The sequence below is a fragment of the Mycobacterium sp. 852002-10029_SCH5224772 genome (genome assembly GCF_001667315.1).
Taxonomy (GTDB): Bacteria; Actinomycetota; Actinomycetes; order Mycobacteriales; family Mycobacteriaceae; genus Mycobacterium.
Genome location: NZ_LZHT01000041.1, coordinates 249,175 through 275,534, shown reverse-complemented (window position 1 = coordinate 275,534; position 26,360 = coordinate 249,175). Strand labels below are relative to the sequence as shown.

The window sequence follows — 26,360 nt, the reverse complement described above, 5'->3', positions numbered from 1 at the left end:
TTCACTTCCGTCTCCAGTGCGGACTTTTCACCGCGTCGAGGGCCTCGGCGACGTAGCGGTCGAGCGGCCACGGCTTCCCGGACTGTCGCACCCATTGCTGGAAGGCGAAATCGGCCGCCGCAAAGGCAATTTGGACGAGCAAGCCGGGACGGAGATCGGTCTCGGGGTCGACGCCCATCCGTTCGGCGATGAGCTTGGTGGCCCGTTCCTTGTCGGCGGGCCGATGCACCGTGACCTTGTCGAGCAGATCGGGAGCCACCAGCAAAGCCTCACGCCACTCTTCGGTGTCGGCCTGCTCGAACGAGCGGGTCCGGGTGATGATGGCGTTGATCAGCGCGATGTCGGGTGATTCGGCGGCCGGGCGACCTTCGAGGAGATTGACGATCGCGGCGCCGCCGTAGCGCACGGGCGCAAGGAGCAGCTCCTCCTTCGCCGGGACGTGGCGGAAGAAGGTGCGCGGGGAAACACCTGCGGCCGTGGCGATTTCCTCGGTGGTCACTGCGTCATACCCGCGCTCGACGAACAACCGGAAGGCCGCGCGCCGGATGTCGGCGCGGATCTGTGCGCGCTGCCGATCGCGGAGCGACTCCGGTCTGGCGGAAACGGTCACCGGAAGCAGCCGATCCCGCCGTCGACGTGGATGGTCTGCCCGGTGATGAACGTCGCGTCACTGCCGAGCAGGAACGCCACCAACGCGCCCACGTCGGTGCGGACGTCGCCGATGCGCTTCATCGGCACGCGTCCGACGGCCTTTTCGTACTCCTTGGGCGCGAAGGACTTCCAGTACTTGACGCCGTCCGACTCGGCGAACGGGCAGATCACGTTGACGCGGATGTTGTCGCGTCCCCATTCCAGCGCCGCGACCTTGGACAGCCCGCGGATGCCTTCCTTGGCGGCCGCGTACCCGCCCCATTTGGGCTCGCCGCCCGTCCCGGTCCCCGAGCCGAGATTGACGATCGACCCGCCGCCCGCCTTGACCATCAGGGGGTGCACGGCCTGCATGAGCAGGAAGGTCGCCCGCGGGCCGACCTCATAGCCGAGTGCGAGATCTTCGGTGGTGATGTCGACGAATGCCTTGGGCTCGTTGGTGGCAATCGCGTTGTTCACCAGGCCATGCGCCGTCCCGAAGGCGTCGATTGCGGCGGCCGCGATCCGCTGCGCGCTGTCGGGGTCGCGCAGATCGGCGACGAGGGGCTCTACCCGTCCGATCGCCTGGAGTTCAGCGGTGGTCGCCGCGAGGACCTCCTCTTGGATGTCGACCAACAGCACCGCAGCGCCGCGTTCGAGCAACGCGCCGGTCACGCCCTTGCCGACGCCCTGGGCGGCGCCGGTGACGATCGCGACGTGCCCGCGCATCGAATCGGCGTGGCTGTAGCTCATTGCGCGGGTCCCATCTGCAGCTGCACACCCCGGTGCATTTCGTAGGTGCTACGCGCCCCGTGGGGCCGTTCGATGAACTCCACCGGCGTCCCGTCCGGGTCTTTGACGAAAAACATTCGGACACCGCCGATCTCGAAGGGGTCCTGGTCGGGGATGTGACCGCCGACCACCCGGCCCTCCTGTTTGCGGTGGCCATGCAACACCGCGTCGAAAGGCTCTCCGGAGATGAGGGATTCGAAGACGACGTCCATGCCGAGGACATCCCGGTAGAACGCCAGTGCGCGGTCCATGTCGGTGACGCCGACGACGAGGTGACAGAACGACACGTCGTCGAGGACGGCCTCGCCGGTCATGGCCTGCTCGCCGCCAGATTCGGGGCCGGCCGCCCGGCGAACAGCGGGAGATCGAGGTAGGTCTTGATGCCCGGTTCGGCGGCGCACACGTCGGGAACGGCGTTGATGCAGTGATTGGCGGTGACCACGACGCCCGGATTCTTCACCAGCCCTTCGGCGATCGTCTCGGGCTGCAGCCCCTTGAAGGTGAGGCTGACGTCGGGGTCGCCGGTGATTTCGACCTCGAAGCGTTCACCGCGCCCGCCGAAATTCCAGGCGGGGTCCAGGTTTTCCTCACCCATCAGCCAGTTGACGGCCGCGGTGATCACCGGCTCGCCGTCGACGAGCGCTTGCCAGCGGAACCGGCGTGCCGCCACGGTGCCGGTGGTGATCGGGAACGGGTCGTAGTCGATGTCGGCGGTCGCCACGGCGACATCCTGGATGGTTCTGATGTTGGGGTCGATGCGAAATCCCATGTGATCGGCGATCATCCGCACCGACTGCTTGAAGCCCGCGTCGAGCAGGCCGGCCATCGGCCCTTGGGTGGCTTCCTCGGGTGTGCCGCCGAATCCCATGATGTGGCGCACCACGTCCGGTGCGTTGTAGGTGCGGATGTCGGAGAACTCCTCGGCGCGGATATGGGTGACAGCCGAGGACAGTGAGGACAGCATGAGCGGGAATCGCTCCGTGATGCCCCCGGGATGGATCCCCGAACCATGCAGCGTCACACCACTTTCCGCCGCGGCATCGGCGACGGCCTGATGGCGCGGGTTGCCCGGATCGGGGTAGACCCAGCCGACCGGTGTGACGACGTTCTTACCGGACCGCAGGATCGCGATGACCTCGTCGTCGTTGGGTATCAGCGGGCTGTACATGACGCAGTCGGCGTCCAGCGCCAGCACCTCGTCGATGCTGGTGGTCGCGGTGACACCGAGATCCTGCGTGCCGATGATTTTGCCGACGTCGACACCGTTCTTGTCCGCGCTGTGCACCCAGCACCCGACGAGTTCCAGCCGCGGGTGATTCAGGACGCACTCGATCGCCGCTTTGCCCACGCCGCCCGTGGCCCACTGGATGACACGAAGCTTGGACGGGCTACTCATCATTGACCTCCCGGACGGCAGTGCGCGGCCTTTACACATCGGCGAACGAAATGGCAGGCTATGACTTGCTGACAGTGACTGTCAACAATCGAATGGTTCGGGAGAAGGTCTGTTGATGCGCGTCCTCGACGGCAAGATCGCGATCGTGACCGGCACCAGCCGCGGTGTGGGCGTCGGCATCGCCCACGAACTGCTGCGGGCCGGCGCGACCGTGATCGGTTGTTCGCGCTCGCCGCTGGACGCCATCCCGGGCATCGAACAAGAGTGGGCGGCGCGCGCTTCTCAGAAGGTCTGCGATCAGGGTGACTATCGTTCGATCGACGCGTTCGTCGCCGACGTTGTGGCCACCCACGGGCGAGTTGACATCCTGGTGAACAACGCCGGCGGCACGGTCCCGGCGCCACACGCAGAGAACATTCCCGAACTGGTGCAACGCATTCAGGGCGCGCCCGCCGCCGACGACGAGTACGCGCGCACCGCCCTGTTCCATGCGTTCGCGGTGCAGATGAACCTCATCAGCCCCTTGTGGTTCGCCATCCGCGCCTATCGGCAGATGCAGACCCAGGATGGCGTCGGCGCCGTCATCAACATCTCCAGCGGCGCGGGACACCCGGCGGGCTCGCCGACGCTGGTCTCCTACGGCGCGGCCAAAAGCGGTCTCAACCACCTCACCCGGTCACTGGCCGAGGAGTGGGGGCCCAAGGTGCGCGTCAACTGCGTGGCGCTGGGCCCGACGATGACGGAGAACTTCCGGTCGTTCGTGCTGCCCAAGGACGATCCGACCGGAGAGAGGTATTTCGCCGCCGTTCCGTTGCGCCGCGCCGGTGAGCCCGCGGAGGTGGGGCGGATCTGTGTTTTCCTCGCCGGCGGGCAGGCCGACTTCGTCAACGGCACCACCATCGAATGCGACGGCGGAATGCTTCCCGGCGTACTGTACGACGCCGGCCTGAAGACGATCACCGACCTGCTGTGATCCCGCCCGGCACGCTTCAAGAACACAGAGCTAGGGCAAGGAGATTCACGTGAGCAGCCTGGAACCCACCGCACAACAGTTCTCGGCGCTGGCGGCGCGCCCCGCCGACGCGCCGGTGGTGATGGTCAACCTGTTGAAGTTCAAACCCGAGGGGGGCCTCGAGAGCTACCTGCAATACGGCCAAGAGGTCGTTCCGCACCTCGAACGTGTGGGCGCCACCCTGCGTTACGCCGGGGGAGCGCCATCGGTGGTGATCGGCGATGGCGAACGGCCTTGGTGGGACGTGATTCTCATCGTCGAATACCCGACGCCGCAGGCCTTCATCGACATGGTGACGACTCAGGAGTACGCCAAGGTGCACGAGCATCGCGCCGCCGGCCTGGATCGCGGAGACCTGATCGCGACGTCGACGTGGTCGGTCGTGGCTGACTGACCGGCAGCAAACCAGCTCGTCGCCGATCTGCGCAGAGAACCGCACGCCGACGTCAGTCGCGGTGTAATGGGTAGATGGAACTGATGATGCCCACCGACGCGATCTTTCTCCTGGGAGAATCCCGCGAACATCCCATGCACGTCGGAGGCTTGCAGTTGTTCGAGCCCCCGCCGGGCGCCGGCCCCGGCTTCGTCAGTGACCTCTACAAGAGTCTGGCGTCTCAGCAGGAATTCCAGCCCACGTTCCGCAAACACCCCGCGAAGTTCGTCGGCGGAATCGCAAACCTCGGCTGGTCATACGACGACGACGTCGATGTCGACTACCACGTCCGGCGTTCGGCGCTGCCGTCACCCAAACGGGTCCGCGAACTGCTCGAGCTCACGTCGCGGTGGCACAGCAGCCTGCTGGATCGTCATCGCCCGTTGTGGGAGACGCACATCGTCGAAGGTCTCAAGGACGGCCGCTTCGCCATCTACACCAAGGTTCACCACGCACTGATCGACGGTGTGTCTGCACAGAAGCTGATGCAGCGTGCGCTGTCCACCGACCCCGACGACACCGAGATCCGCGCGCCGTGGACGCTGAGCAAGCCCAAGCGCAAACCCAGCCTGTCGTCTCCGTTGAGTTCATTGGCTCGCACAGCGGGATCCCTTGCGGCACTTGCTCCCTCGACGCTGGGGCTGGCGCGTGCGGCCCTGCTCGAGCAGCAACTGACGCTGCCTTTCGGGGCGCCGAAGACCATGTTGAACGTCAAGGTCGGCGGCGCTCGCCGCTGCGCCGCGCAGTCCTGGTCGCTGGACCGCATCAAAAGCGTGAAGAAGGCCGCGGGGGTCACGGTGAACGACGTCGTCCTGGCGATGTGCGCGGGTGCCCTGCGCTACTACCTGCTCGAGCAGAACGCGCTGCCGGACAGCCCGCTGATCGCGATGGTCCCGGTGAGCCTGCGCACCGAGGAAGAGGCCGACGCTGGCGGCAACCTGGTCGGAGCCATCCTGTGCAACCTCGCGACCGATACCGAGGATCCTGCACAGCGTCTGCTGACGATCAGCGATTCGATGCGCAGCAACAAGACAGTGTTCTCGCAGTTGCCGCGGTTCCAGGCGCTGGCACTGTCCGCCGTCAATACGTCAGCCTTGGCGTTGGCGGCGGTCCCGGGCTGGGTGGCATCGACGTCACCCCCGTTCAACATCATCATCTCGAACGTGCCCGGACCCACGCAGCCGATCTATTACGGGGGCGCCCGGCTCGACGGCAACTACCCGCTGTCCATCGCGCTGGACGGCCAAGCGCTGAACATCACCCTGGCCAACAACGCCGGCAGTCTGGACTTCGGTCTGGTGGGGTGCCGGCGCAGTGTGCCGCACCTGCAACGCCTGCTCACGCATCTGGAGTCCTCGCTCAAGGATCTGGAACGCGCTGTGGGAGAATAGAAGCCGATGGCGAAGCTGAGCGCGGGCGTGATGTTGTGCCGGGCGCCTGACGGTGTCGTCGAGGTCTTGCTCGCGCATCCGGGTGGACCGTTCTGGGCCCGCAAAGACGACGGTGCGTGGTCGATCCCGAAGGGCGAGTACACCGACGGGGAGGATCCTTGGGCGGCCGCGCAGCGCGAGTTCGCCGAGGAGTTGGGGCTGTCGGTTCCGGCCGGGCCGCGCATCGACCTCGGTCAGCTGAAACAATCCGGCGGCAAGGTGGTGACCGCCTTCGCCGTGCAGAGCGACCTCGACATCACCGAGGCGCGCAGTAACACCTTCGAATTGGAGTGGCCCAAAGGGTCGGGCACACTGCGGGAGTTTCCCGAGGTCGACCGGGTGGGCTGGTTCGCGGTGGTGACCGCACGCATCAAATTGCTGAAAAGTCAGCACGGTTTTCTCGATCGCTTGATGGCGCATCCGGCCGTGGCCGGGTTATCCGAAGGGACGTGACATGCAGACGCTGCGAACACCCGACGAACGGTTCGACGAGGTACCGGATTTCCCTTACCCGCCAAGGTATTGCGAAGTATCAGACGACGACGGCGGTGTGCTGCGCGTGGCCTGGATCGAAGACGGTCCAGATGATGCCGACCCGATTCTCATGCTGCACGGCGAGCCGTCCTGGTCCTACCTGTACCGCAAGATGATTCCCGTTCTGGTGGCCGAGGGCCACCGGGTCATCTGCCCGGATTTGGTCGGATTCGGCCGTTCGGACAAGCCGACGCGGCTGGACGACCACAGCTACGCCCGCCATGTCGAATGGATGCGCGCGCTGGCGTTCGATGTCCTCGACCTCCGCGACGTCACCCTGGTGGGTCAGGACTGGGGCGGGCTGATCGGATTGCGGCTCGCCGCAGAGCATCCCGAACGGTTTGCCCGGGTCGTCGTCGCCAACACCGGGCTGCCGAACGGGGAGCAGCCCATGGCCGACGTCTGGTGGCGCTTCCGGGAGGCCATCACGTCGGCGCCGACGCTGGACATCGGCGCGTTTGTGCAGGGCGGTTGTCGCCGGCGGATGAGCGATGCCGAGCGCGCGGGCTACGACGCGCCGTTCCCCGCCGACGAGTACTGCACGGCCCCGCGGGCCATGCCCGGGCTGGTGCCCACGTCACCGGACGATCCGGCCGCCGCGGCCAACAAGGCCGCGTGGGCGAAGCTGTCGGTGAGCCCGACGCCCATGCTGGTCGCCTTCAGTGACAGCGACCCCATCACCGGACCGATGGCCGCGATCTTCCGGCGCGAGATGCGTGGCGCGCAAGGGATCGACCACCCGGTGATCCGCGGCGCCGGACACTTTCTGCAGGAGGACGCCGGAGAAGAACTGGCCGGCCACATCGCGGCGTTCCTGCGCCGCTGAGCGGGCCGCGCCGCGGCGGATCAGGCTGCGGGCACAATGTCAGGGTGACGACCGCGCCGACCGAAGCCACCGAATCCCAAGGGTTGTTGCTGCAGCTGTTGGACCCCGCCAACCGGGCAGATCCCTACCGGCTGTGCGCGCAGTTTCGCGACCGCGGAGCGCTGCAGCTGCCCGACGCCAACCTGGCCGTCTTCCTGAGTTACCGCGACTGCGACGAGGTGTTGCGGCACCCGTCGTCGAGCAGCGACAACGTCAACTCGACCGTCGCGAAGCAGCAGGCGGAGTCCGGCACCGCGCCGCCCAGGCAAGGCCCGCCGGGGTTTTTGTTCCTCGATCCGCCCGATCACACCCGGCTGCGCAAGCTGGTCAGCAAGGCGTTCGCGCCGAGGGTGGTGAGCGCGCTGCAACCCGACATCCGCTCGCTGGTCGACGGATTGCTCGACCGGGTCGCCGAAAAAGGCCAGTTCGAGGTCGTCGAAGATTTCGCCTATCCGCTGCCGGTCGCCGTGATCTGCCGGCTGCTCGGTGTGCCCCTCGAGGACGAGCCGCAGTTCAGCCACGCGTCGGCGTTGCTGGCCCAGGCTCTGGACCCGTTTTCGACGATTACCGGCGTGTCGGCGGAAGTCGCGAATGAGCGACAACAGGCCGGGACGTGGCTGCGTGACTACTTCCACGGCCTGATCGACAAGCGCCGTTCGCGGCCGGGCGACGACTTGCTGTCGGGGTTGATCGCCGTGGAGGAGTCGGGGGATCAACTGACGGAGGACGAGATCGTCTCGACCTGCAATCTGCTGCTCATCGCCGGACACGAGACCACGGTCAACCTCATTGGGAACGCCATTTTGGCCATGCTGCGCAACACCGGGCAGTGGGCAGCCCTGGGCGCCGCCCCCGACCGAGCGCCGGCGATCGTGGAAGAGACCCTGCGTTATGACCCACCCGTACAACTGGTGGGCCGAATTGCGCTCGCCGACATGGCGATTGGGGGCATCGAGGTGCCCGCGGGTGATGTCATGATGCTGCTGCTCGCCGGCGCCAACCGTGACCCCGCCGAATACGACCGGCCCGACGTGTTCGACCCGGATCGGAAAAGTTTGCGGCACTTGGGCTTCGGACGCGGGGCGCATTACTGCCTGGGTGCGCCGCTGGCCCGGCTGGAGGCCGGCGTGGCCCTGTCGGCGGTGACCGCGCGCTTCCCGCACGCGCGGTTGGATGGCGAACCACAGTACAAGACCAACGTGACGCTGCGAGGGCTGTCGCAGCTCATGATCGGGGTCTGATCAGGCGTCTCCGGGTCCGGTATCAAACGCTCACCTTGTAGTTATCCACAGTTGGAAGTTCCTCCACAGGGGGGCCTTTGGGCCCAGCGGGATGTCGGTGGGCGTGGCTACCGTTCGAAGCATGTTCGATTGCGAGTTGCCGACCGCCGAGGCGCTGGCGCACGTCGATGACGCGGAAGTGGTGGCCGCGATCGCCGAATGCGCCAGGGTGGAGGCGGCGGCCGCGGCGCGCCGGCTGGCGGCTACGGCGGAACTCGTGCGCCGCCACGCCAACGGTCCCACGGATTGCGCCCACTGGTCGTGCGACAACTGGGATGCGATGGCCGCGGAAGTGGCCGCCGCGCAAAACATCAGCCATGCCATGGCCTCGGGACAGATGTATCTTGCTGTGGCCCTGCGTGATCGGTTGCCGCGGGTGGCTGCGCTGTTCGCTGAGGGCGCCGTCAATGCCAGGCTGGCGGCGACCATCGTCTGGCGCACCGACCTGATCAAAGACCCAGAAACTGTCCGGTTGGTCGATACGATGCTGGCCGAGGATGCGACCGGCTTCGGGCCGATGACGGCGAACAAAACCGCACAAGCGATCGACGCGGTGGTAGACCAATACGATCCAGGAGCTTTGCGGCGCACCCGCACCGGTGCCCGCGCCCGCGACGTCGTCATCAACCAGGCCGATGACGAGTCGGGCACCGCGGACTTGTGGGGGCGGCTCTATGCGACCGATGCGGCCATGCTGGATCGGCGCCTGTCGCAACTGGCTCACACGGTTTGCCAGGACGACCCGCGCACCCTCGGCCAGCGGCGTGCTGACGCGTTGGGTGCGCTTGCCGCCGACGCGGATCGGCTCGCGTGCGCATGCGGCAATCGCGACTGCCCGGTGGGAACCGCCAACGACGAGCGGGCCAGCAGCGTCGTGATTCACGTTGTTGCGCAGGCGTCGACGTTGGACGCCGACCCGGATCCGCACATGTCCGGAGAACGGCCACCCAGGCCGATCACGCCGGAGATGACCCTGGCGGAGGCTCTGGCGCCCGACCCAGAACCGGACGTGCCGGCCGAACGCAGGCCTCCCGCTCTGATCACCGGCGGCGGCGTGCTTTCCCCCGCGCTGATCGCCGAGTTGGTCCGCGGCGGGGCGAAGGTTCGGCCGGTACACCATCCCGGCGATGCCATGCCCGAATCGGGATACCGCCCATCAGCCGAGCTGGAGCGGTTTATCCGAAGCCGGGATATGACGTGCCGGTTCCCCGGTTGCGACCGGGCCGCCGAGTTCGCCGATATCGACCACACGGTGCCCTACCCGCTCGGGCCGACCCACGCGTCCAACCTCAAATGCCTGTGCCGAAAACATCATCTTTTGAAAACTTTCTGGACCGGCTGGCACGACGAGCAACGGCCCGACGGCACCATCGCATGGAAATCGCCAAGCGGACACCGCTACATCACCCAGCCAGGCAGCCGACTGTTCTTTCCCGCCCTGTGCGTGCCAACCGGCAAATTACCAACCGCCCCACGGCAATACCGCTCTTCTGGTGATCGCGGGGTCATGATGCCCACGCGCCGCCAAACCCGACAGCAAGACCGCGCTCGCCGCATCGCCGCCGAACGCTCGCTTAATGCCGCGCGCGTCGCCGAACGCAACCAGCCGCCGCCGTTTTAGCCCGAGCCGAGGCCCGGCACGATCTCGCCGAGACTGAATGTCACCGGCTGCTCCAGCTGTTCATAGGTGCAAGAGCGCGGGTCGCGGTCCGGACGCCACCGGTTGAACTGCGCGGTGTGCCGAAACCGCCGGCCCTCCATGTGGTCGTAGCGCACCTCGACCACGCGCTCGGGCCGCAGCGGCACGAAGGACAGGTCCTTGCCGGCGTTCCAACGCGAGTATTCGTTCTTGCGGGGCGTTCGCTCACCGGCCTCGTGGGCGGCCCAGTTCCATGGGTGGTCGGAGAAGTCGGTGACGAGGGGCTGCAGTTCGGCGAACAGCCGCCGCCGTTCGGCCATCGGGAAGGCGCCGATGACGCCGACCGACGCGAGCTGGCCGTCGTCCTGGTAGAGCCCGAGTAGCAGCGACCCGATCGCGTCGGCGCCGGACTTGTGCACTCGATATCCGGCGACCACACAGTCCGCGGTCCGTTCGTGCTTGATCTTGAACATGACCCGTTTGTCCGGCTGATAGGTGACGTCCAGGGGCTTGGCGATCACGCCGTCGAGGCCGGCACCCTCGAATTCGTCGAACCACCGCTGCGCGGTGTCCAGATCGGTCGTGGCCGGCGTGACATGGATGGAACCGGGCGCAGAGGGCGCCAGCGCGTCGACGAGGGCGGCGCGCCGCTCGCTGAACGGGCGCCGGGTGTAGTCGTCGTCGCCGAGGGCCAGCAGGTCGAACGCGATAAAGGACGCCGGTGTCGCCTCGGCGAGCATCCGCACCCGCGAGTCAGCCGGGTGGATGCGTTGTTGCAGCGCCTCGAAGTCCAACCCGTGGTCGGTGGCGATGACGATCTCGCCGTCGATCACGCAGCGTGCCGGCAGCTCGGCCTTGACCGCGGCGACCAACTCGGGGAAGTAGCGGGTCATCGGCCGCTCATTGCGACTGCCCAGCTCGACATCATCGCGATCGCGGAAACAGATCGACCTGAATCCGTCCCACTTGGGTTCATAGGATGCGTCGGGCGGAATCGAGCGCACCGATTTGGCCAGCATCGGCGACACCGGCGGCATGACAGGGAGGTCCATAGCCTGATTGTGCTGGAATCAGTGGTATGGCTGCGGCAGAAGAGGTCGACGTCGACGGTATTGCGGTCCGCCTGACCAATCCCGACAAGGTGTATTTCCCCAAGCTGGGGTCCAAGGGCACCAAGCGGCACCTGGTGGACTACTACCGCGCCGTCGCGGGCGGCCCGATGCTCGACACGCTGCGCGACCGGCCCAGCCACCTGCAGCGTTTCCCGGACGGCATCGACGGTGAGGAGATCTACCAAAAGCGGATTCCGCAGCACCATCCCGACTACTTGGAGACCTGCCAGGTGATGTTCCCGTCGGGGCGGACCGCCGACGCGCTGAAGGTGACCCACCCCGCGGCGATCGTCTGGGCGGCACAGATGGGCACGGTCACCCTGCACCCGTGGCAGGTGCGTTGCCCGGACACCGACCACCCCGACGAGCTGCGCATCGATCTGGATCCGCAGCCCGGCGTCGCGTTCGAACAGGCGCGCACCGTGGCGGTCGACGTGTTGCGCCCGCTCCTCGACGAGCTCGGTCTGGTGGGATACCCCAAGACGTCCGGCGGCCGCGGGATCCACGTCTTCCTGCGGATCGCCGCCGACTGGGATTTCATCGAAGTGCGCCGCGCGGGCATCGCGCTGGCCCGTGAAGTGGAGCGCCGCGCGCCCGACGCGGTCACCACGGCGTGGTGGAAGGAAGAACGGGGCGAGCGCATCTTCGTCGACTTCAACCAAAACGCCCGGGACCGCACCATGGCGTCGGCATACTCGGTGCGGCGCACACCGATCGCCACGGTGTCGATGCCGCTGACATGGGACGAGCTGGCCAGCGCCGAGCCCGACGAGTACACCATGGCGACCGTGCCCGATCTGGTCTCGAACCGGGAAGACCCTTGGGCCGCAATGGATGATGCGGCCCAGTCGATCACATCCCTGCTGGAGATGGCTGCGGCAGACGAAGAACGGGGGCTCGGCGACATGCCCTATCCGCCGAATTATCCGAAGATGCCCGGGGAGCCCAAACGCGTTCAGCCCAGCCGGGATCGGGATTTGAAAAATTGAGGGATCGACTTGGGGCAACTGGCATCTGAGGTCGCCCGTGGGCCCGCGGCTACCCCTCTCACATTGCTGAACCGCGTGCCCATGCGAGCACCTCAAACATTATCACTCGGAGGTGGCACCCGGAAGTGATTCTCTTGCGCCCCAGTGGCTTAGGCGAATTTGTCACAGTGACGGCCAACGGCTGTAAGCATGGAATTGCTCACCGGATTCCCACCACACGAATTCCCCCACCCGAACTGCCAGGGCGCCGGGGCCAACCGCTTTCAAACGCTGTTTCGCTGAGGCGATTAGTCTACCGCGAATCCGCACGAAGGTCAGCAAGCAATTCGCGAAGAGCGTGCGCACGGCCCGCAGGATGCGCACGCCCTCGCGTCGCTTAGGTGCCGGCCTTGTTGAGCCGGCCGGAACAACACCAACGCGAACTGCTAAAGTGTTGGTGCCCAGTCACTTTCACGAGACATGGACGCGCTGTCGCTGTCACGGCATCGCCTTCGGCCGTGGGATGAACTGGCACCCAATGCCATTAAAGGCGCAAAAGGGTGCCGTTGTTGAGGTCTTTTCGGCCGCGTAGTGGACCTACGGAGTGCAGGTCAGATTCGGTCCGCAGTCGATGGTCAGCGGAAATGTGCAACCGGAGGCCGTGATGGCGGTGAAGGTGAGGATCAGGCCGAGAACGACCTTGTATTTCAAACCAGACATAACCACTCCTTCCGTAGGAGAATTCTTACGCCCGAGGAGCGTTATATTACGTGAGTACAATGCGGAATGCCATGGGATTCAGCGAAATAGCGGCGAATTACGTCAACTGATTGAAGTTCGCCGGGGCTCGGATTGTTCGCCCGGTAAAAGGCCCTGGCCCGATTCGGCAATCGTGTCGGCATGGCCAATCCCGGCCGCAGGGGCAAACGCGCAACACCTCGAATGTATTTCGCGCCGGCGGGCCGGAGTTTGATTCCAACGAAAAGTAAGCTTTCTGGCTATGCCGGTGGCTTGTCGAGCGTGGACTGCGGCCTGCGCGTTAATGCTGTGGGCGGCCGCAACTGTCATCGCCGCCGCCGCGGCGCCGGCCGAGCCGACGATCAACGTCTTCGGCGAAAGGATGATCGGCTGGGACACCTATCGTCGGTTGGATCGGCTGCCCTATCTGGACGCCGGCTCGCAGACTCTGCAGGTGTCGAGTTTCGATCGCAGCGGCGGCGATTTCGACGTTTCCACGGGCAATAAGAATGGCACCGGCGGGTGTTTGGCCTCAGGCGGCGCCGGCTGCGTCATCGCGGAGGATCACGGTGCCGGAGAGGTTGATTCGATCTGGCTGACCCGCGACGGCGGCAATGTTCGTGCCATCGGGCACATCCGCATCGAGTTGGATGGGCAGGCCGTCGTCGACGCGCCATTGCAATCGCTGGTCGACGGCAAACTGGGGGCCCCATTCGTGTGGCCGCTGGTGGCCAACGCCGCGCAGTCGCCGGGCGGGGTCTATATCAAGGTGCCGATGCCGTATCGACGGTTGATGCGGATCAGCGTCGCATCCCATTTGGAGTATTACCACGTCGACTATCGACAATTCCCGAACGCCGAGGGGGTAAGCACCTTCTCGCCGGCCGATCCCGCGCTCGATGTGCTCGACACCTTTCGCGCCGCGGGAACCGCCGACCCCAAACCGACGGCAGGCTCTGCGGCGCATCACATTCGGATCGTCGACCTCCTCGCGGGCTCCGAACAAACCATCGCCGAATCGAGTGGCACGGGCAGCATCTCGGCGCTGCGCCTGCAGCTGCCGGCACCGGCGGATCAACCGTTGACCGGATTGCGATTGCACATCGAGTTCGACGGCCGGACCATGGTCGACTCGCCACTCGGGGAATTCTTCGGCGTGGGACTCGGCACCAACTCCGTGCGTTCGTTGATGTTCGCGGCCGTCCCACAGCCCGACGGGTCCCTGGCGTTACAGGATTGGTGGCCAATGCCTTTCGCGAACTCGTTCCGCGTCATGCTCGTCAACACCACCGACGCTGCGGTATCGGGGATAGCCGGCGACGTCACGATCACACCCGACGCCCAATGGGCGGCGGCGCTGGCCAGTGGTCGAGCCGGCTACTTCACCGCGCGCTCACACGCCGGCCCGACGGCCGTGGGCCGGGACTGGGTGTTCGCCGAAGAGCAGGGCCGTGGCAAATTCGTGGGCGTCAGCCAGACCATACGTGGTCAGCGAACCAAGACAGCGTTCAGTGACGACGCCCCCTACTTTCTCGAGGGGGCCGAGCGGGTCTACACCGACGGCGCCGGATCCCCGCAGTGGTACGGCACCGGCACCGAGGACCTGTACGAGGGCGGCTGGTACTTCAAAGACGGCACCCACTTCAGCGACCCCCTCAACGGCCAACCCGACCAACGCACGGCCACCGGTGGATGCGCGGACTACTGCGTCGCCGTCTACCGGATCATGCTCGCCGACGCGATCGGTTATCACTCCGCGCTCCGCTTCGGCATCGAGCACGGCAAACGCAACATGGTCCAACCCGATTACAGCTCAACCGCGTTCCTTTACACGCAGCCGGACGCAGACGTGACCGGCGGCGACGACGTCCGCCCCACCGATCCGCTCAATCGAGTCCTGCACGGCTACGCCGACACCGACGGCACCGATCAGCTGCTGGTCACCGAATACGAGGGCACCGAGGACACCCTGCCCGTCGCCGGCTCGGTCCGCAGCACCGGAAGCGCGATCACTTTCCGTGTCCAGGTTGACCCCGACAACCACGGCGTCCTGCTGCGGCGCACGTCGGACCAGGCGACCGGCTTTCAATCGGCCGACGTCGCGGTGGACGGCGTGCCGGTGGGTACGTGGCTACAGCCGCGCAGCAACACCTTTCACCGCTGGCTGGACGACACCTACCTGGTGCCGCAATCGGTCACCGCGGGAAAAGCGCAGCTGACGATCACCCTCACGCCCACCCCAGACTCGCCGCCCTGGACCGCCAGCCACTACCACGTCGACGCGCTGACCGCCCCGACCCGTTAAAGAGCGGCGACCGCGGCGACAGCCGGCTCGGCGGTCTTGACGAATTCGCGGAGATGCTGCTAGACATGGCCTGCGCCACGATTTTGGGCGATCGCCCAAAGTCAATGGGTTGCGGGGATGCCGGCGGCTGCCCGAAGTGAGGAATCGATGACCGTCACCAACGACACGGACGTCTACTACGACCCCTATGACGTGGGCATCAACGCCGACCCGTATCCGATCTATGCGCGGCTGCGCGAAGAAGCCCCGATCTACTACAACGAGCGGTACGACTTCTGGGCGCTGTCACGGCATTCTGACGTCGAGCGCGGATTGGCCAACTGGGAATCCTTCTCCAGTAAGCGAAGCGACATCCTCGAGCTGGTCCAGTCGAAGTTCGACATGCCCGGCGGCGTCATGATGTTCCAGGACCCGCCCGAGCACACGAGGCTGCGCGGCCTGATGTCCCGCGTCTTCACGCCCCGCCGGATGGCCGCCCTCGAGGACCAGATCCGCCAGTACTGCGTTCGGTGCCTGGACCCGCTCGTCGGGTCCGGAGGATTTGACATCATCGCCGAACTGGCTTCGATGATGCCGATGCGGGTGATCGGGATGCTGCTGGGAATCCCGGAATCCGAACAGGTTTCGGTGCGCGATGCCAACGACGCCAACCTGCGCACCAAGCCGGGCGCGCCGCTGAAGGTAGCCAACGCCGACTCCATCGCCGACGGCCGGATCTACGCCGACTATGTCGAGTGGCGATCCAACAATCCGTCCGACGACCTGATGACGACGCTGCTGAACGTCGAGTTCGACGACGAGAAGGGCGTGCACCGCAAGCTGACCCGCAAAGAGGTGCTGCACTACACGCAGGTGGTCGCCGGGGCGGGCAACGAGACGACCGGCCGGTTGATCGGCTGGCTGGCCAAGGTGCTCGCCGAGCATCCCGACCAGCGCCGCGAGGTGTGCCAGGACCGGTCGCTGTTGACCCGCACCGTCGATGAGGCCCTGCGATTCGAACCGACCGGGCCCCACGTCGCCCGTTGGATGGCACAGGATTTCGAGTGTTACGGCACGACGGTCCCGGCCGGCAGCGCCATGCTGCTGCTGTTCGGCGCCGCCAACCGCGACCCCCGCCGCTACACCGATCCCGACACTTACAACATCCGCCGCGACAACATCTCGCACATCACGTTCGGGAAGGGCGTGCACTACTGCCTGGGCGCCAATTTGGCCCGCCTCGAAGGCCGCATCGCGCTGGACGAGATCCTCAACCGATGGCCCGAATGGGACATCGACTACGACACTGCGCAATTGGCGTCGACGTCGACCGTGCGCGGCTGGGAGCGCTTGCGGGTCGTGTTGCCCTAGCCGGCGCTACTTCGGCATCTCGAACCGGTCGATGAGCCGGTTGACCAGTGCGACGGCTTCGTGATGACCCCCCGTGGTGCCCAGCGCTTGTTCCAGGATGAGCATGCGACCGATCGCGGCGATGATGACCGCGATGCCGGCGGGCGGGAATTCGCTCTTGTCCAACCCATGTTCGCGAAAGATGAAATTCAGTGCGGTGGTTTGTGTTTCGCGCCACCGCTCCGACCAGGCCGCAATCTCTGCGGCGATCTCCTTGCGATGATTGGCGAGCCCCATGAACTCCAGCAGCAGTCGGGTGTCCTTCGGCTCGATCAGCGTGTCCCAGAACGCGTGCAGCGGGCGGTCGGAGGCCAACGCTTGCCTTTGACGCTCCAGATAGGCGGCGGCGCCGCGCCGGAACACGTCCAGATACAGCTCGTCCATGGTGGGGAAGTAATAGTGGACCAACGCCGGTTTGACGCCGGCTTCGTTCGCCACCCGCCGCGAGGTGGCCGCTGCGTATCCGTCCTCGACCATGATCTGGACCGTCGCGTCGATCAGCAGGTCGCGAGTGTTGGAGTCTCGCGTCTTCGGCCGTCGGGAGGCGGTCATGGTATGCGTCTTTCCCACAAAGGATGTCGAGAGCCGGCTTTTGGGCAGTCGCCCAAAAGCTTAGCCCAGCGTCGAACCGCCGCGATTAGGAAGTCGGGTGATCGGGCAATTGAGTTGCTAATGCCCCGATCTACAGGAAGGCAAGGCAGTGGCCCCCACCTTCACCGACGTCGTTCGATCCAAGTACCTGCTCTTGACCACGTTCACCAAAGACGGCCGGCCCAAACCGACGCCGATCTGGGCAGCGCCCGCCGGCGACGGCAAGCTGTTGGTGATCACCGACGACGGCTCGTGGAAAACCAAGCGGATCAACAACACCGCCAGGGTGACGATCGCCAGGAGCACGGCGCTGGGCAAGCCCAAGAGTGACGGGGTCGAGGCCGTCGCGCGGGTGCTCCCGAAGTCCGAGACGCGGCGGGTCTACAACGCCGTCCTCAAGCGGTACTGGTATCACGCGTGGTGGTTCTATGCGCACACGATCATCCGCGGCGGCATCGACAAGGTGCACGTCGGCGTGGAGATTATGCCCGCCGCGTGAGCAACGTTGCGGCTAGCCGCTTTCCGCGCGCATCGCCGTGAACGTGTCCGCCACCGTCTGGTGGGGATCCCGGTAGGTGATGCCCAGTTCTCGTTCGCTCGGGGAATCGTCGGACGCCGGCATCTGGGTGTAGTACTGCATTCCCGCCCAGGTGAACGGGGTCTCGAAGGGCAGGAAGCGGTTCGCCCGATCCAGCACCGCCCCCGCCACCCGCAGCGCGGTGTCCGGGATCGGGACGGCCACCATCGGCGTCCCGGCCACCTGGCCGAGCAGGTTCGCGAGGTCGGCCGCGGGCACCCGGTGCCCGCCGGCGGTGTAGCGCCGCGGCCCGCGCCCGGGCTCGAGCAACGCCGCGTGCAGCGCGGCCAAGTCGCGGACGTCGACGATGAGCCACGCCGCGCTGCGTCCCGGAATCGCATGCATCTGCACGGCGGCTCGCACACCTTCGCCGGCTTCACCGAATTGGTCGCCGACCGGCGGACCGAGCACCATGCCGGGATAGGTGATGTTGACCGGCGCGCCCGCGTCCTGCAGTCCCCGGGCGTAGATCTCGACCTGCGCCTTGGACGTTCCGTATCCGTCCGCCCCGCCCACCACCGGCAGGTCCGCCGTCAGCGTCTCCAGGTCAGGATGGAACAGCGCGGTGAAACTCGACACATGGACGATGGGATCCAAACCGAGTTCGACGGACTGGCCGAGCACGTTCTGGGCACCCTGCATGTTGGTGGCGAGCATCTCGGGCGTTTGGCGCGGGTCGGTGGCGACCAGGGCGGCGCTGTGCACGACGGCGTCGCATCCTTGCAACGCCTCCCGTGTCGCGACGCGGTCGGTGATGTCCGCGACGGCGCAGTCCGAGGTGTCCACGCCCAGCTTCGCGACGGTGGTCTGCAGCTTCGCCGGGTTGCGGACGAGAAACCTCACCGAGTGCCCCGCATCGGAAATGGCCTTGGCGGTCCACCCGCCGACAAAGCCCGTACCGCCCGTGATCAGAACCCGCATGGCGTCCTACAGGCGGCTGGAGACGAAGTCGGCGGCTTGGTTTGTCATGCCGTTCGCCGGATAGGAGGTGTGGGCGGCCAGTCCGCCGCCGCCGCCGCTGACGCAGACCGGGTCCTCCGCCGCGCACAGTTGGATCGTCTTGGGCTGATACAACGGCCCGATGGCGAGCGGCGGCGCGTTGTACTTCTGCAGGAACTGCCCCGACGGCGTGCCGAACAGCGCGACGGCGGCGACGTGATTTGCGATGTCCGCCGGCATCGGCGGCGGCACCTTGGCTGCGGGAACCCCCGGTGGCACTGCGGCCGAGGTGGTGTAGCCGGCCACCGCGGCGCCCTGTGAGTAGCCGCCGAGCACCTCGCGGGTGTTGGGACAGTTCGCCACCATCGACTCGATGTGCGAACTGGCGTCGCGAATTCCGTCGATGACCGTCGCCGGGAAAGCGGGATTGTCAAAGTCGGTGCTGGCGGGGTAATTGACCGCATACACCGTCAGCGACTTGGCGCCGATCTGCGAGCGCAGCGCGTCCACGAAGGGCCGACCGATGCCGCCGATGCCGGTCGGCTCACCGGATCCCCGTGCAAACACCACCTCGACGTCGGGACACGGTTCCGCCGCCGCCGACGGCGCGCTCACGACAGACGCACCGAAAACCGCTGCCGCTGCCAGCAAGGGCAGCGGCAGTCGGCGCATCGACCGGACGGTCAACACATTCCGTGTATTCATTACTTTTTGAACGCGTCCTTCACCTTTTCGCCGGCGTCTTTCAAAGCGGACTTCGCTTGATCGGCGCGACCTTCATCCTTCGTTTCGGCATCACCGGTGGCTTTGCCGAGGGCTTCCTTGGCGCGGCCGCCGAGGTCCTCGATCTTATTCTTCAACTTATCTTCTGCACTCATGGCGTGGTGGCTACCCGGCAGCAGGAGATATCGAAACCCCGCCCTGACATCATGGACTCCGTGAGCACCGCAATCGTGGTGGCCGTAGTGGCGGGCCTGATGCTGCTGGGCATCGGCATGGTGGTCAATCAGCTGCTGCGGCTGCGGCGCTATTTGAAGGATCCCCCGCCCGATCAAGCCCCTGGTATCAATCCCGAGCCCCCGCGCCATCCTGACTGATACCTTCATTCGGATGGGCACTCGAGGCTTCGCGACTCAGTGACACCGTCGACTCTTCTGGTCACCGACGATGGATTGCCACGCGGTGTGTCCGGTGCCGCCGACCCGCGTTTCGCCAATGCCATCAAGCTGTTCTCCCAGCTGTTTCCCGGTCGTCGGTTCGGCGGGGGAGCCCTGAGCGTCTACATCGACGGCGTGTCCGTCGTGGACGTCTGGACCGGATGGTCGGACCGGGCCGGCGCCCAGCGTTGGACCGCCGACACCGGCGCGATGGTGTTCTCGGCGACCAAGGGCATCGCGTCGACGGTGATTCACCGCCTCGCCGACCGCGGCCTGCTGTCGTATGACGCGCCCGTCGCGCAATACTGGCCCGAGTTCGGCGCCAACGGGAAGGCCGAGATCACGGTTCGCGACGTCTTGCGGCACCGATCCGGGCTGTCGCACCTGCGGGGCGTCACCAAAGCGGAGTTGATGGACCATACCCTGATGGAGGAGCGGCTGGCGGCCGCGCCGGTCGATCATCTGCGCGGTGTGCAGGCCTACCACGCCCTCACCTACGGATGGTTGTTGTCCGGCCTGGCGCGGGCGGTCACCGGCAAGGGCATGCGCGAACTGATCCGCCAGGAGGTCGCCCGTCCGCTCAACACCGACGGACTGCACCTGGGCCGCCCCCCGGAAGGCTCGCCGACCACGCCGGCCCAGATCCTGATACCGCAGGGACGACTGCGTGCCCCGGTGTTCAACTTCATCGCACCCAGACTGGCCGGTCTGCCCTTCTCCGGGGCGCTGGGCGCGATGTACTTCCCCGGCGTCATCTCGCTGATCAAGGGGGACACCCCGTTCTTGGACGGCGAGGTTCCCGCCGCCAACGGCGTGGTGACCGGGCGGGGCCTGGCCAAGATGTTCGCCGCGCTGGCCAACGACGGCCGCATCGACGGCAAGAAGTTCCTGTCCGAGGAGCTGGCGCGGGGACTGGCCGGGCAGGCGCGACGCAAGTGGCCCGACGCAAACATGGTGGTGCCCATGCCTTTTCACCTCGGCTACCACGAGTCGCCGGTTCCCGGATTACTCCGCGGTTTCGGTCACGTCGGGCTGGGGGGAACCCTCGGCTGGGCCGACCCCGAGACCGGCAGCGCCTTCGGTTTCGTGCACAACCGGCTGCTGACGCCCCTGCTGTTCGACATGGGATCCTTTGCGGGCCTGGCCCGTCCGCTGCGCAACGCGATCGAGGCGGTCCGCGATCAGGGCCCGCTCGCGGTGCCGCCGCTGGGCGCCCGCTACGCCAAACCCGGGCGGCGCACCGCGGCCCTATAGCCCGACGTGCGCGTTGCCCCGGGGCAGCGTCAGCGGAAGGTCGGCATAGGTGGCGATGCCGGGCGCGGCGGCGACGACGGCTCCGATCGCGTTGATGGCGGGCACTGCCGTCATGATGTGGCCGAGGTCCATGAACTCCTCGAGCGTCGTGGCCTCGAAATAGGGCGGCGGCAGGAAGCCGACCTTGGTGGTCACCGTGGGTTGCCCGTCGATCTGGATGACCCAGCCGTCTTGGTCGATCTTCCAGTCCGGTTCGAGCGTTTGCCCCTTGCGCCACCGCACGTTCAGGTCGATCAGGGTCTGGCCGCCGACGATTCCCTGCCAACTGATGTAGGTGCCCGCGACGTGCCCCGCGGGGATGGTCCAGGACGCCATCACGAGGTCCTCAGTGGTCTGGGCGAACTCGGCCACGCAGCGCACCTCGTCGAGCTCGACGCCGAGGGCGTCGGCCACCAGCCGGACGGCTTCGCCGAAGATGGCCGTCCCCTTCTCCGCCATCGCCGGCAGGTCCGGATGGTCGATCGGCTGGCCGAAGCCCACCGGCTTCTCGGTTTCGGGTGAGTCGTAGAAAGTCGTGTCGGCGGCCTCGTTGACGGTGACCTTGTCGATCCGGTTGCACACCATCGCCGACACGATCGCCAGTAGTTCGGCGAAGCCCGGGCTGACGCCGGATCCGAAGATCGTCGAGCCGCCCTTCTCGCAGGCCTCCAGGATCCGGTCGTGGCCGTCGCCCAGGTTGTGCCCGGTGATGAAGGACGCCGTGGTTACCACGTTGACGCCGGCCGCCAGAATGCGGACCACCTCGTCGACGTCGAACCACATCGGGTTGTAGACCACGCAGTCCGGTTTGAGGGCCAGGAGCTCGTCGACGTCGTTGGTGGCCGCGACGCCCACCGGAGCGATCCCGACGAGCTCACCGGCGTCCCGCCCGACCTTGTCCTTCGACCAGGCGTAGCACCCGACCAGTTCCAGCGTGGTGTTGGTGACGATGGATTTCAGCGAGCTCTTGCCGACGTTGCCGGTGTTCCACTGAACCACTCGATAATTGTTTGGCACTCGCTCAGCATAGGGGAACTTAGCAGGCCTTAGTAGGCGGATTCGAAGCCAATATTTCGGCCCGGAGAGCTGTCGGGTGCCTCCGGGTTCGAGAGCAAAACGGTGAAAAGCGCCGCGATCTGTGGCTGTAGGCTCAGCCGCCCGCCGGAACGAACACGTCCTTCATGTCCCGGAGCCACGACTTCAACGGCAGCGCCTCAAAACCGAGCATTTTCGGTGTGAAGTGCCGTTCGGTGCCGTGCAAACTGTTGCCGCTCTTCAGCAACTCTTTGATGAAGGGGACCTCGTGGTGACAGTAGGTGAGGATGTACTCGGCGGCGTCGTCGCGGCGGTAGTACGTGCGAAGCCCGTCGCCGAGTTCGCGCAGAAACGTTTCATCGGTGCCGTCGTAGCCGATTGGCACGCCCCACGCGTCGCTCATCATCTGCGGGATCTTGCTGAACATGACCAGGTCGTCGATGCCGTTCTCCAGATGAACCGTCTCGCCAACCTCGGTCAGCGCCGGATTCAGTAGGAGTTCGGCTACGCAGCGGCCGATATCGCGGGTGGCAATGAAGTTCATTGGTCGATCGGCAGCCATGACGAACGTGCGTTTGTCGCGGATGGGGCCGAGGAGAAATCCGGAGAAGTCCTCGAAGAACCACCCCGGGACATTGGCGTAGACAACCGGCACGCCTGCACCCGTTAAGACCTTACGGGCGCGCAGATGCTGGACATTCATCTTCTCGTCGTCGAAGCCCGGCAATGCGGTGACCTCCGACTCATCGCGGAGCCCCGGCGGGTCGCCGATCAGCCGGATGAGTCGGACCAGCGCGCCCGATGCTTTGATCGCGCCGGCCACATTGGTCATGGCGGTCTGCTCGTCCAGGAAATCCGGAGTGACGACGAAGGCCGCGTCGATCCCATCGAAGGCCGCGATCATGTCGTCGGCGTCGAAATAGTCAGCGATCATGACCTCCGCACCGGGGTGCCTCGTGGCCAGATCGGCGGCCATGTCTGGCCGGCTCGAGACGACGCGAATCTTGGCCGTCGGGTGTCGCTCGACCAGCCATTGGGCACACGGACCACCAATGTGCCCGGCGGCGCCGAAGACAAGAAACGACGGCTCGGACGGCAATGTCATGCTGGATTCCTTTGTAGCGGAGGGCAGTTCGGTGATCAGCCGAGGATGACGTTCTCTTCTTGGACGTACATCGTCACGCCGCCGGTCGCGAAGTTGGCGACATCGGCCCCGGCGGCTTGCATTTCCGGTGAGGTCAGGCCCGCTTTGAGCGACTCGGCCGTCTCGAAGCCCAGCTTGGCCACCATGTAGTACGGCGGCTCGGAGCGGTCCAGCGACCGGCATTTTCCGGTGGTAAAGCTCACCAGCCCAGGCACTTTCAACGCCAGCGACGCGTGGGTACTGGCGTAGTAGTCGTCGAACGCCGTTGGGTCGGTGGGCTGGCGGTAGCAGACGGAAACGACATGCATCAGTACTCCTCGAGGGTGACGGGTTGCTTGGCGACCAGTGTCAACACGTCGTAGGTCGCCACCGGTGACTCGTCCTGATTGGCGACGACGGCGTCCCACCGGACTTCGCCGTAGTCGGCGGAAATTCTCGGGGTGAGCTGTTTGGCGGTCAGGGTGACGGTGAGCGCGTCGCCCGCCTTGACCGGGGTGAGGAATCGCAGCGCGTCGACACCGAAGTTGGCCAGCACCGGACCGGGCTTGGGATCGACGAACAGGCCCGCCGCCAGCGACACCACCAGGTAGCCATGCGCGACGATGCCGCCGAACAGCGGATTTTGTGCCGCGGCGTCGGGATCGGTGTGCGCATAGAACGTGTCGCCGGTGAACTCGGCGAAGTGGTTGATGTCATCGAGCGTCACCGTGCGCGGGCCACCGATGATCGTGTCGCCGATCCGCAGTTCCCCCAGATGTTTCCGGAACGGGTGCACGTCGCCGACGTCGCGGGCCGCACCAGTCGTCCACCGGCCGGTGACGGCGGTCAGCATGTCGGGGGAGGCCTGCACGGCGCTGCGCTGCATGTGGTGCAGCACGCCGCGGATGCCGCCGAGTTCCTCACCGCCGCCGGCGCGTCCGGGTCCGCCGTGCACCAGGGTGGGCAGCGGGGAGCCGTGCCCGGTGGACTCCTTGGCGTCGTCGCGGTCCAGCACCAGCATCCGGCCGTGGTACGGGGCGATACCGATGACCACGCGGCGGGCGGTGTCGGCGTCGTGGGTGACGACCGAGCCGACCAGGCTGCCGTGGCCGCGGGCGGCCAGCGTGATCGCGTCCTCCACGTCGCGGTAACCGATGACGGTGCTGACCGGGCCGAACGCCTCCACGTCGTGCAGCGCGGCCGCGGTGTTGCCGTCGGCGCGCAACAGCAGCGGCGGCAGGAACGCACCGCGATCGGCGTCGGCCCCCTCGACCGTGAAGTTGTCCGGATCACCGCTGACCAGGGTGGCGACGTCGGTCAGGCTCTTCAGCGAGCGCAGCACTTCGTCGCGTTGGGCGATGCTGGCCAGTGGGCCCATCGTCACTCCGTCGGCGTCCGGCTTGCCGACCACCACCGTGGCCAGCCGGGCGCGAGCGGCATCCACCACGTCGTCGACCAGGTCGCGCGGCACCAGGGCGCGGCGGATGGCGGTGCATTTCTGCCCGGCCTTGGCGGTCATCTCGGCGACGAGTTGCTTGATGTAGAGCGCGAATTCGGGCGTTTCGGGGGTGGCGTCCGGTCCCAGGATCGAGCAGTTCAGCGAATCGGCCTCGGCGTTGAACCGCACACCGGCGCTGACGACGTTGGGGTGGGCGCGCAGTGCCGCGGTCGTGGCGGCGGACCCGGTGAACGCAACGAGATCCTGTTCGCCGAGTTGGTCGAGCAATCCGTGCGGGCTGGCGCATACCAGCTGGAGCGAGCCTTCGGGCAACAGGCCCGAGTCGATGATGTGGCGCACCACCAGTTCGGTGAGGTACGCCGTCTGGTGGGCGGGCTTGACGATGGTTGGGACACCGGCCAGAAACGCCGGCGCCAGCTTCTCCAACATGCCCCACACCGGGAAGTTGAACGCGTTGATCTGGACCGCGACGCCGGGGCGCGAGGTGTAGATGTGCTGGCCGACGAATGTCCCTGCGCGGCCGATGCTTTCGGTCGGGCCGTCCAGATAGACCGTGTCGTTGGGCAGCTCGCGGGTGCCCTTGCTCGCGTAGCCGAGCAGCGTGCCGATGCCGCCATCGACGTCGATGGCCGAGTCCCGCGCGGTCGCGCCGGTCGCAAACGACAGCGGATAGAACTGCTCCTTGTCGGCCATCAACCGCTTGCCGAGCTGCTTGAGCAGTGATGCCCGCTGATGGAATGTGAGCTCGCGCAGCGCAGGCCCGCCGACGCGTCGGCCATGGTCGATGACGGCAGCGAAATCGAGGCCCTGCGTCGAGAACCGCGCCACCGCCTCGCCCGTAGCGGCGTCGGCGAGTGCGACGCCGTCATCCCGCGCGATGCACCACTTCCCGTTGACGTAACTCTGCAACATCGCCGCCATGCGCCCCGATCCTTTCCCAACCGTCCGTTCGTTCGGTTATTAGACTGGCAGCCGAGCGAGTCGGCGTCAAGCGTCGCCGGGGGACCGCGCTAGAACGGGGACGGGTCAGCGTTGGCTGGAGGGAACCACGCGCAAGCCGTCGAACAGCACCGTGACGACCGCGTCGGCCAGTTCATCGGCGCCTAGGCCGCGCGTCGGCTTGTACCACTCGACGAGCGAGTTGACCGTGCCAAAAATCAGCCGGCTGGTCAGGGCGGGGTCGGCGTCCGGTCGTACGCTGCCCTCGGCGCAGGCGTCGGCCACCAGTTGCTCCACGATCTGATCGAACTCGCGACGACGCGCCAGCGCGCGGCGCTCAACGGTGGTGTTGCCCCGGATTCGCAGCAGCAGCGTCACGTATGGCAGCTGCTCTACCAGCACATGAATGCTGCGCCGGACCAGATTCTCCAGCCGATCGATAGCTGGTCCGGTGGTGGTGTCGGATGTCCTGGTGGCCGCGAACAGCGCATCGAGTGCCCGGTTGACCGACAGCCGCAGCAGCTCGGCCTTGCCGGGCACATGGTGATAGATCGACGACTTGGTGATCCCGAGTCGGCTCGCTAGATGCTCCATGCTGGTGCCGTCGTAGCCCCGCTGGTTGAACACCGTCACAGCGACGGCCAACAGCGAGTCCAGGTCGTAGCCCGGGCGCCCGACCTGGCCGGCGGGTCGAGAACGCGGCGCAGCCATACCGCACATCATCGCA

General features: G+C 66.3%; 28 protein-coding genes. 13 read left to right on the top strand and 15 right to left on the bottom strand.

Translation table 11 applies throughout. The features are described 5' to 3' along the window. Position 1: 1 nt before the first annotated feature. Genes A5775_RS09785 through A5775_RS09770 form a run of 4 tightly spaced genes read right to left on the bottom strand, consistent with a single transcriptional unit; the run spans position 2 to position 2,815 of the window. Complete coding sequence (locus A5775_RS09785) at positions 2 to 610, bottom strand: TetR/AcrR family transcriptional regulator (protein ID WP_067251237.1); 609 nt, start codon at positions 608 to 610, stop codon at positions 2 to 4. Next, positions 607 to 1,380 carry an SDR family NAD(P)-dependent oxidoreductase gene (locus tag A5775_RS09780; protein ID WP_067251235.1) on the bottom strand — a complete coding sequence of 258 codons (774 nt, stop codon included), beginning with the start codon at positions 1,378 to 1,380 and terminating at the stop codon, positions 607 to 609. Before A5775_RS09780 ends, A5775_RS09785 begins: the two co-directional genes overlap by 4 nt. Continuing rightward, on the bottom strand, positions 1,377 to 1,733 hold the full coding sequence (locus A5775_RS09775) for a VOC family protein (protein ID WP_067251233.1): 357 nt from the start codon (positions 1,731 to 1,733) through the stop codon (positions 1,377 to 1,379). Before A5775_RS09775 ends, A5775_RS09780 begins: the two co-directional genes overlap by 4 nt. Beyond that, positions 1,730 to 2,815, bottom strand: a complete 1,086-nt coding sequence (locus tag A5775_RS09770; protein ID WP_067251231.1) for a dihydrodipicolinate reductase — start codon at positions 2,813 to 2,815, stop codon at positions 1,730 to 1,732. The genes A5775_RS09775 and A5775_RS09770 overlap by 4 nt, the downstream gene beginning before the upstream one ends. 115 nt (positions 2,816 to 2,930) lie before the next feature. Here A5775_RS09770 and A5775_RS09765 point away from each other — a divergent pair, with 115 nt between their 5' ends. The 7 genes from A5775_RS09765 (at position 2,931) to A5775_RS09735 (ending at position 9,990) form a co-directional block, all read left to right on the top strand. Then, the gene (locus tag A5775_RS09765; protein WP_067251229.1) at positions 2,931 to 3,788 is read left to right on the top strand and encodes an SDR family oxidoreductase; all 858 of its coding nucleotides are present in this window, start codon (positions 2,931 to 2,933) and stop codon (positions 3,786 to 3,788) included. A gap of 49 nt (positions 3,789 to 3,837) precedes the next feature. Continuing rightward, positions 3,838 to 4,221 (top strand): DUF1330 domain-containing protein, encoded by a 384-nt coding sequence (locus A5775_RS09760; RefSeq protein ID WP_067251226.1) that lies wholly within the window; start codon positions 3,838 to 3,840, stop codon positions 4,219 to 4,221. Positions 4,222 to 4,295: 74 nt separating this feature from the next. Continuing rightward, positions 4,296 to 5,651, top strand: a complete 1,356-nt coding sequence (locus A5775_RS09755) for a wax ester/triacylglycerol synthase family O-acyltransferase (RefSeq protein WP_067251224.1) — start codon at positions 4,296 to 4,298, stop codon at positions 5,649 to 5,651. 6 nt (positions 5,652 to 5,657) lie between these two features. Further along, complete coding sequence (locus tag A5775_RS09750; RefSeq protein WP_067251222.1) at positions 5,658 to 6,143, top strand: NUDIX domain-containing protein; 486 nt, start codon at positions 5,658 to 5,660, stop codon at positions 6,141 to 6,143. Between the two features lies 1 nt (position 6,144). Further along, on the top strand, positions 6,145 to 7,050 hold the full coding sequence (locus A5775_RS09745) for a haloalkane dehalogenase (protein ID WP_067251220.1): 906 nt from the start codon (positions 6,145 to 6,147) through the stop codon (positions 7,048 to 7,050). Between the two features lie 44 nt (positions 7,051 to 7,094). Next, positions 7,095 to 8,330 (top strand): cytochrome P450, encoded by a 1,236-nt coding sequence (locus A5775_RS09740; protein WP_067251218.1) that lies wholly within the window; start codon positions 7,095 to 7,097, stop codon positions 8,328 to 8,330. Between the two features lie 121 nt (positions 8,331 to 8,451). Next, on the top strand, positions 8,452 to 9,990 hold the full coding sequence (locus tag A5775_RS09735; protein ID WP_067251215.1) for an HNH endonuclease signature motif containing protein: 1,539 nt from the start codon (positions 8,452 to 8,454) through the stop codon (positions 9,988 to 9,990). On the opposite strand, the gene A5775_RS09730 is transcribed toward A5775_RS09735, so the two are convergent. Continuing rightward, positions 9,987 to 11,060, bottom strand: coding sequence for an ATP-dependent DNA ligase (locus A5775_RS09730; RefSeq protein ID WP_067251214.1), 1,074 nt, complete (start codon positions 11,058 to 11,060; stop codon positions 9,987 to 9,989). The genes A5775_RS09735 and A5775_RS09730 overlap by 4 nt on opposite strands. A 26-nt stretch (positions 11,061 to 11,086) precedes the next feature. On the opposite strand from A5775_RS09730, the gene ligD reads away from it, so the two are divergent. Further along, on the top strand, positions 11,087 to 12,109 hold the full coding sequence (gene ligD / locus A5775_RS09725) for a non-homologous end-joining DNA ligase (RefSeq protein ID WP_067251212.1): 1,023 nt from the start codon (positions 11,087 to 11,089) through the stop codon (positions 12,107 to 12,109). A 576-nt stretch (positions 12,110 to 12,685) separates the two neighbouring features. On the opposite strand, the gene A5775_RS26040 is transcribed toward ligD, so the two are convergent. Then, the gene (locus A5775_RS26040; RefSeq protein WP_255362110.1) at positions 12,686 to 12,808 is read right to left on the bottom strand and encodes a hypothetical protein; all 123 of its coding nucleotides are present in this window, start codon (positions 12,806 to 12,808) and stop codon (positions 12,686 to 12,688) included. 322 nt (positions 12,809 to 13,130) lie between these two features. Here A5775_RS26040 and A5775_RS09720 point away from each other — a divergent pair, with 322 nt between their 5' ends. Continuing rightward, entirely contained in the window at positions 13,131 to 15,131 is a 2,001-nt protein-coding gene (locus A5775_RS09720; protein WP_067251210.1) for a glycoside hydrolase family 172 protein, read from the top strand. 147 nt (positions 15,132 to 15,278) lie between these two features. After that, positions 15,279 to 16,481: a cytochrome P450 gene (locus tag A5775_RS09715; protein ID WP_067251415.1), complete on the top strand. Its 1,203-nt coding sequence runs from the start codon at positions 15,279 to 15,281 to the stop codon at positions 16,479 to 16,481. 6 nt (positions 16,482 to 16,487) lie between these two features. Here the strand turns inward: A5775_RS09715 and A5775_RS09710 are convergent, their stop codons facing one another. After that, positions 16,488 to 17,072: a TetR/AcrR family transcriptional regulator gene (locus A5775_RS09710; protein WP_067251207.1), complete on the bottom strand. Its 585-nt coding sequence runs from the start codon at positions 17,070 to 17,072 to the stop codon at positions 16,488 to 16,490. Positions 17,073 to 17,220: 148 nt separating this feature from the next. Between A5775_RS09710 and A5775_RS09705 the strand changes: the two genes are divergently transcribed. Beyond that, a complete protein-coding gene (locus tag A5775_RS09705) occupies positions 17,221 to 17,610 on the top strand; it encodes a PPOX class F420-dependent oxidoreductase (RefSeq protein ID WP_067251205.1) in 390 nt (129 codons plus the stop codon). A gap of 12 nt (positions 17,611 to 17,622) precedes the next feature. Here the strand turns inward: A5775_RS09705 and A5775_RS09700 are convergent, their stop codons facing one another. The 3 genes from A5775_RS09700 to A5775_RS09690 are packed head-to-tail and all read right to left on the bottom strand — an operon-like array spanning position 17,623 to position 19,505. Then, positions 17,623 to 18,609 (bottom strand): SDR family NAD(P)-dependent oxidoreductase, encoded by a 987-nt coding sequence (locus tag A5775_RS09700; protein WP_067251203.1) that lies wholly within the window; start codon positions 18,607 to 18,609, stop codon positions 17,623 to 17,625. A 6-nt stretch (positions 18,610 to 18,615) separates the two neighbouring features. Then, positions 18,616 to 19,332: a cutinase family protein gene (locus A5775_RS09695; protein WP_067251200.1), complete on the bottom strand. Its 717-nt coding sequence runs from the start codon at positions 19,330 to 19,332 to the stop codon at positions 18,616 to 18,618. Further along, positions 19,332 to 19,505, bottom strand: coding sequence for a CsbD family protein (locus tag A5775_RS09690; RefSeq protein ID WP_067251198.1), 174 nt, complete (start codon positions 19,503 to 19,505; stop codon positions 19,332 to 19,334). The genes A5775_RS09695 and A5775_RS09690 overlap by 1 nt, the downstream gene beginning before the upstream one ends. 60 nt (positions 19,506 to 19,565) lie before the next feature. Here A5775_RS09690 and A5775_RS25635 point away from each other — a divergent pair, with 60 nt between their 5' ends. After that, complete coding sequence (locus tag A5775_RS25635) at positions 19,566 to 19,724, top strand: hypothetical protein (protein ID WP_197512485.1); 159 nt, start codon at positions 19,566 to 19,568, stop codon at positions 19,722 to 19,724. A gap of 39 nt (positions 19,725 to 19,763) precedes the next feature. Next, on the top strand, positions 19,764 to 21,038 hold the full coding sequence (locus tag A5775_RS09685) for a serine hydrolase domain-containing protein (protein WP_067251195.1): 1,275 nt from the start codon (positions 19,764 to 19,766) through the stop codon (positions 21,036 to 21,038). On the opposite strand, the gene A5775_RS09680 is transcribed toward A5775_RS09685, so the two are convergent. The 5 genes from A5775_RS09680 to A5775_RS09660 all read right to left on the bottom strand — a co-directional run bounded on the left by A5775_RS09680 (position 21,033) and on the right by A5775_RS09660 (position 26,344). Then, positions 21,033 to 22,094, bottom strand: a complete 1,062-nt coding sequence (locus A5775_RS09680) for a dihydrodipicolinate reductase (protein ID WP_067251193.1) — start codon at positions 22,092 to 22,094, stop codon at positions 21,033 to 21,035. The genes A5775_RS09685 and A5775_RS09680 overlap by 6 nt on opposite strands. Before the next feature lie 133 nt (positions 22,095 to 22,227). Beyond that, entirely contained in the window at positions 22,228 to 23,217 is a 990-nt protein-coding gene (locus A5775_RS09675; protein ID WP_067251191.1) for an SDR family oxidoreductase, read from the bottom strand. 35 nt (positions 23,218 to 23,252) lie between these two features. After that, complete coding sequence (locus A5775_RS09670; RefSeq protein WP_067251188.1) at positions 23,253 to 23,564, bottom strand: EthD family reductase; 312 nt, start codon at positions 23,562 to 23,564, stop codon at positions 23,253 to 23,255. Further along, positions 23,564 to 25,615: a phenylacetic acid degradation bifunctional protein PaaZ gene (paaZ, locus tag A5775_RS09665; RefSeq protein WP_067251186.1), complete on the bottom strand. Its 2,052-nt coding sequence runs from the start codon at positions 25,613 to 25,615 to the stop codon at positions 23,564 to 23,566. The genes A5775_RS09670 and paaZ overlap by 1 nt, the downstream gene beginning before the upstream one ends. 105 nt (positions 25,616 to 25,720) lie before the next feature. Continuing rightward, positions 25,721 to 26,344, bottom strand: coding sequence for a TetR/AcrR family transcriptional regulator (locus tag A5775_RS09660; protein ID WP_067251412.1), 624 nt, complete (start codon positions 26,342 to 26,344; stop codon positions 25,721 to 25,723). Positions 26,345 to 26,360: the final 16 nt, after the last annotated feature.

What these genes read in the sequence shown, in the direction of transcription:
- paaZ (WP_067251186.1), bottom strand. Translation starts at nt 25,615, where the DNA reads ATGGCGGCGATGTTGCAGAGTTACGTCAACGGGAAGTGGTGCATCGCG.
- A5775_RS26040 (WP_255362110.1), bottom strand. Translation starts at nt 12,808, where the DNA reads ATGTCTGGTTTGAAATACAAGGTCGTTCTCGGCCTGATCCTCACCTTC.
- A5775_RS09755 (WP_067251224.1), top strand. Translation starts at nt 4,296, where the DNA reads ATGGAACTGATGATGCCCACCGACGCGATCTTTCTCCTGGGAGAATCC.
- A5775_RS09720 (WP_067251210.1), top strand. Translation starts at nt 13,131, where the DNA reads ATGCTGTGGGCGGCCGCAACTGTCATCGCCGCCGCCGCGGCGCCGGCC.
- A5775_RS09715 (WP_067251415.1), top strand. Translation starts at nt 15,279, where the DNA reads ATGACCGTCACCAACGACACGGACGTCTACTACGACCCCTATGACGTG.
- A5775_RS09745 (WP_067251220.1), top strand. Translation starts at nt 6,145, where the DNA reads ATGCAGACGCTGCGAACACCCGACGAACGGTTCGACGAGGTACCGGAT.
- A5775_RS09690 (WP_067251198.1), bottom strand. Translation starts at nt 19,505, where the DNA reads ATGAGTGCAGAAGATAAGTTGAAGAATAAGATCGAGGACCTCGGCGGC.
- A5775_RS09765 (WP_067251229.1), top strand. Translation starts at nt 2,931, where the DNA reads ATGCGCGTCCTCGACGGCAAGATCGCGATCGTGACCGGCACCAGCCGC.
- A5775_RS09775 (WP_067251233.1), bottom strand. Translation starts at nt 1,733, where the DNA reads ATGACCGGCGAGGCCGTCCTCGACGACGTGTCGTTCTGTCACCTCGTC.
- A5775_RS09710 (WP_067251207.1), bottom strand. Translation starts at nt 17,072, where the DNA reads ATGACCGCCTCCCGACGGCCGAAGACGCGAGACTCCAACACTCGCGAC.
- A5775_RS09730 (WP_067251214.1), bottom strand. Translation starts at nt 11,060, where the DNA reads ATGGACCTCCCTGTCATGCCGCCGGTGTCGCCGATGCTGGCCAAATCG.
- A5775_RS09770 (WP_067251231.1), bottom strand. Translation starts at nt 2,815, where the DNA reads ATGAGTAGCCCGTCCAAGCTTCGTGTCATCCAGTGGGCCACGGGCGGC.
- A5775_RS09660 (WP_067251412.1), bottom strand. Translation starts at nt 26,344, where the DNA reads ATGGCTGCGCCGCGTTCTCGACCCGCCGGCCAGGTCGGGCGCCCGGGC.
- A5775_RS09695 (WP_067251200.1), bottom strand. Translation starts at nt 19,332, where the DNA reads ATGAATACACGGAATGTGTTGACCGTCCGGTCGATGCGCCGACTGCCG.
- A5775_RS09750 (WP_067251222.1), top strand. Translation starts at nt 5,658, where the DNA reads ATGGCGAAGCTGAGCGCGGGCGTGATGTTGTGCCGGGCGCCTGACGGT.
- A5775_RS09700 (WP_067251203.1), bottom strand. Translation starts at nt 18,609, where the DNA reads ATGCGGGTTCTGATCACGGGCGGTACGGGCTTTGTCGGCGGGTGGACC.
- A5775_RS09735 (WP_067251215.1), top strand. Translation starts at nt 8,452, where the DNA reads ATGTTCGATTGCGAGTTGCCGACCGCCGAGGCGCTGGCGCACGTCGAT.
- A5775_RS09675 (WP_067251191.1), bottom strand. Translation starts at nt 23,217, where the DNA reads ATGACATTGCCGTCCGAGCCGTCGTTTCTTGTCTTCGGCGCCGCCGGG.
- A5775_RS09670 (WP_067251188.1), bottom strand. Translation starts at nt 23,564, where the DNA reads ATGCATGTCGTTTCCGTCTGCTACCGCCAGCCCACCGACCCAACGGCG.
- ligD (WP_067251212.1), top strand. Translation starts at nt 11,087, where the DNA reads ATGGCTGCGGCAGAAGAGGTCGACGTCGACGGTATTGCGGTCCGCCTG.
- A5775_RS09780 (WP_067251235.1), bottom strand. Translation starts at nt 1,380, where the DNA reads ATGAGCTACAGCCACGCCGATTCGATGCGCGGGCACGTCGCGATCGTC.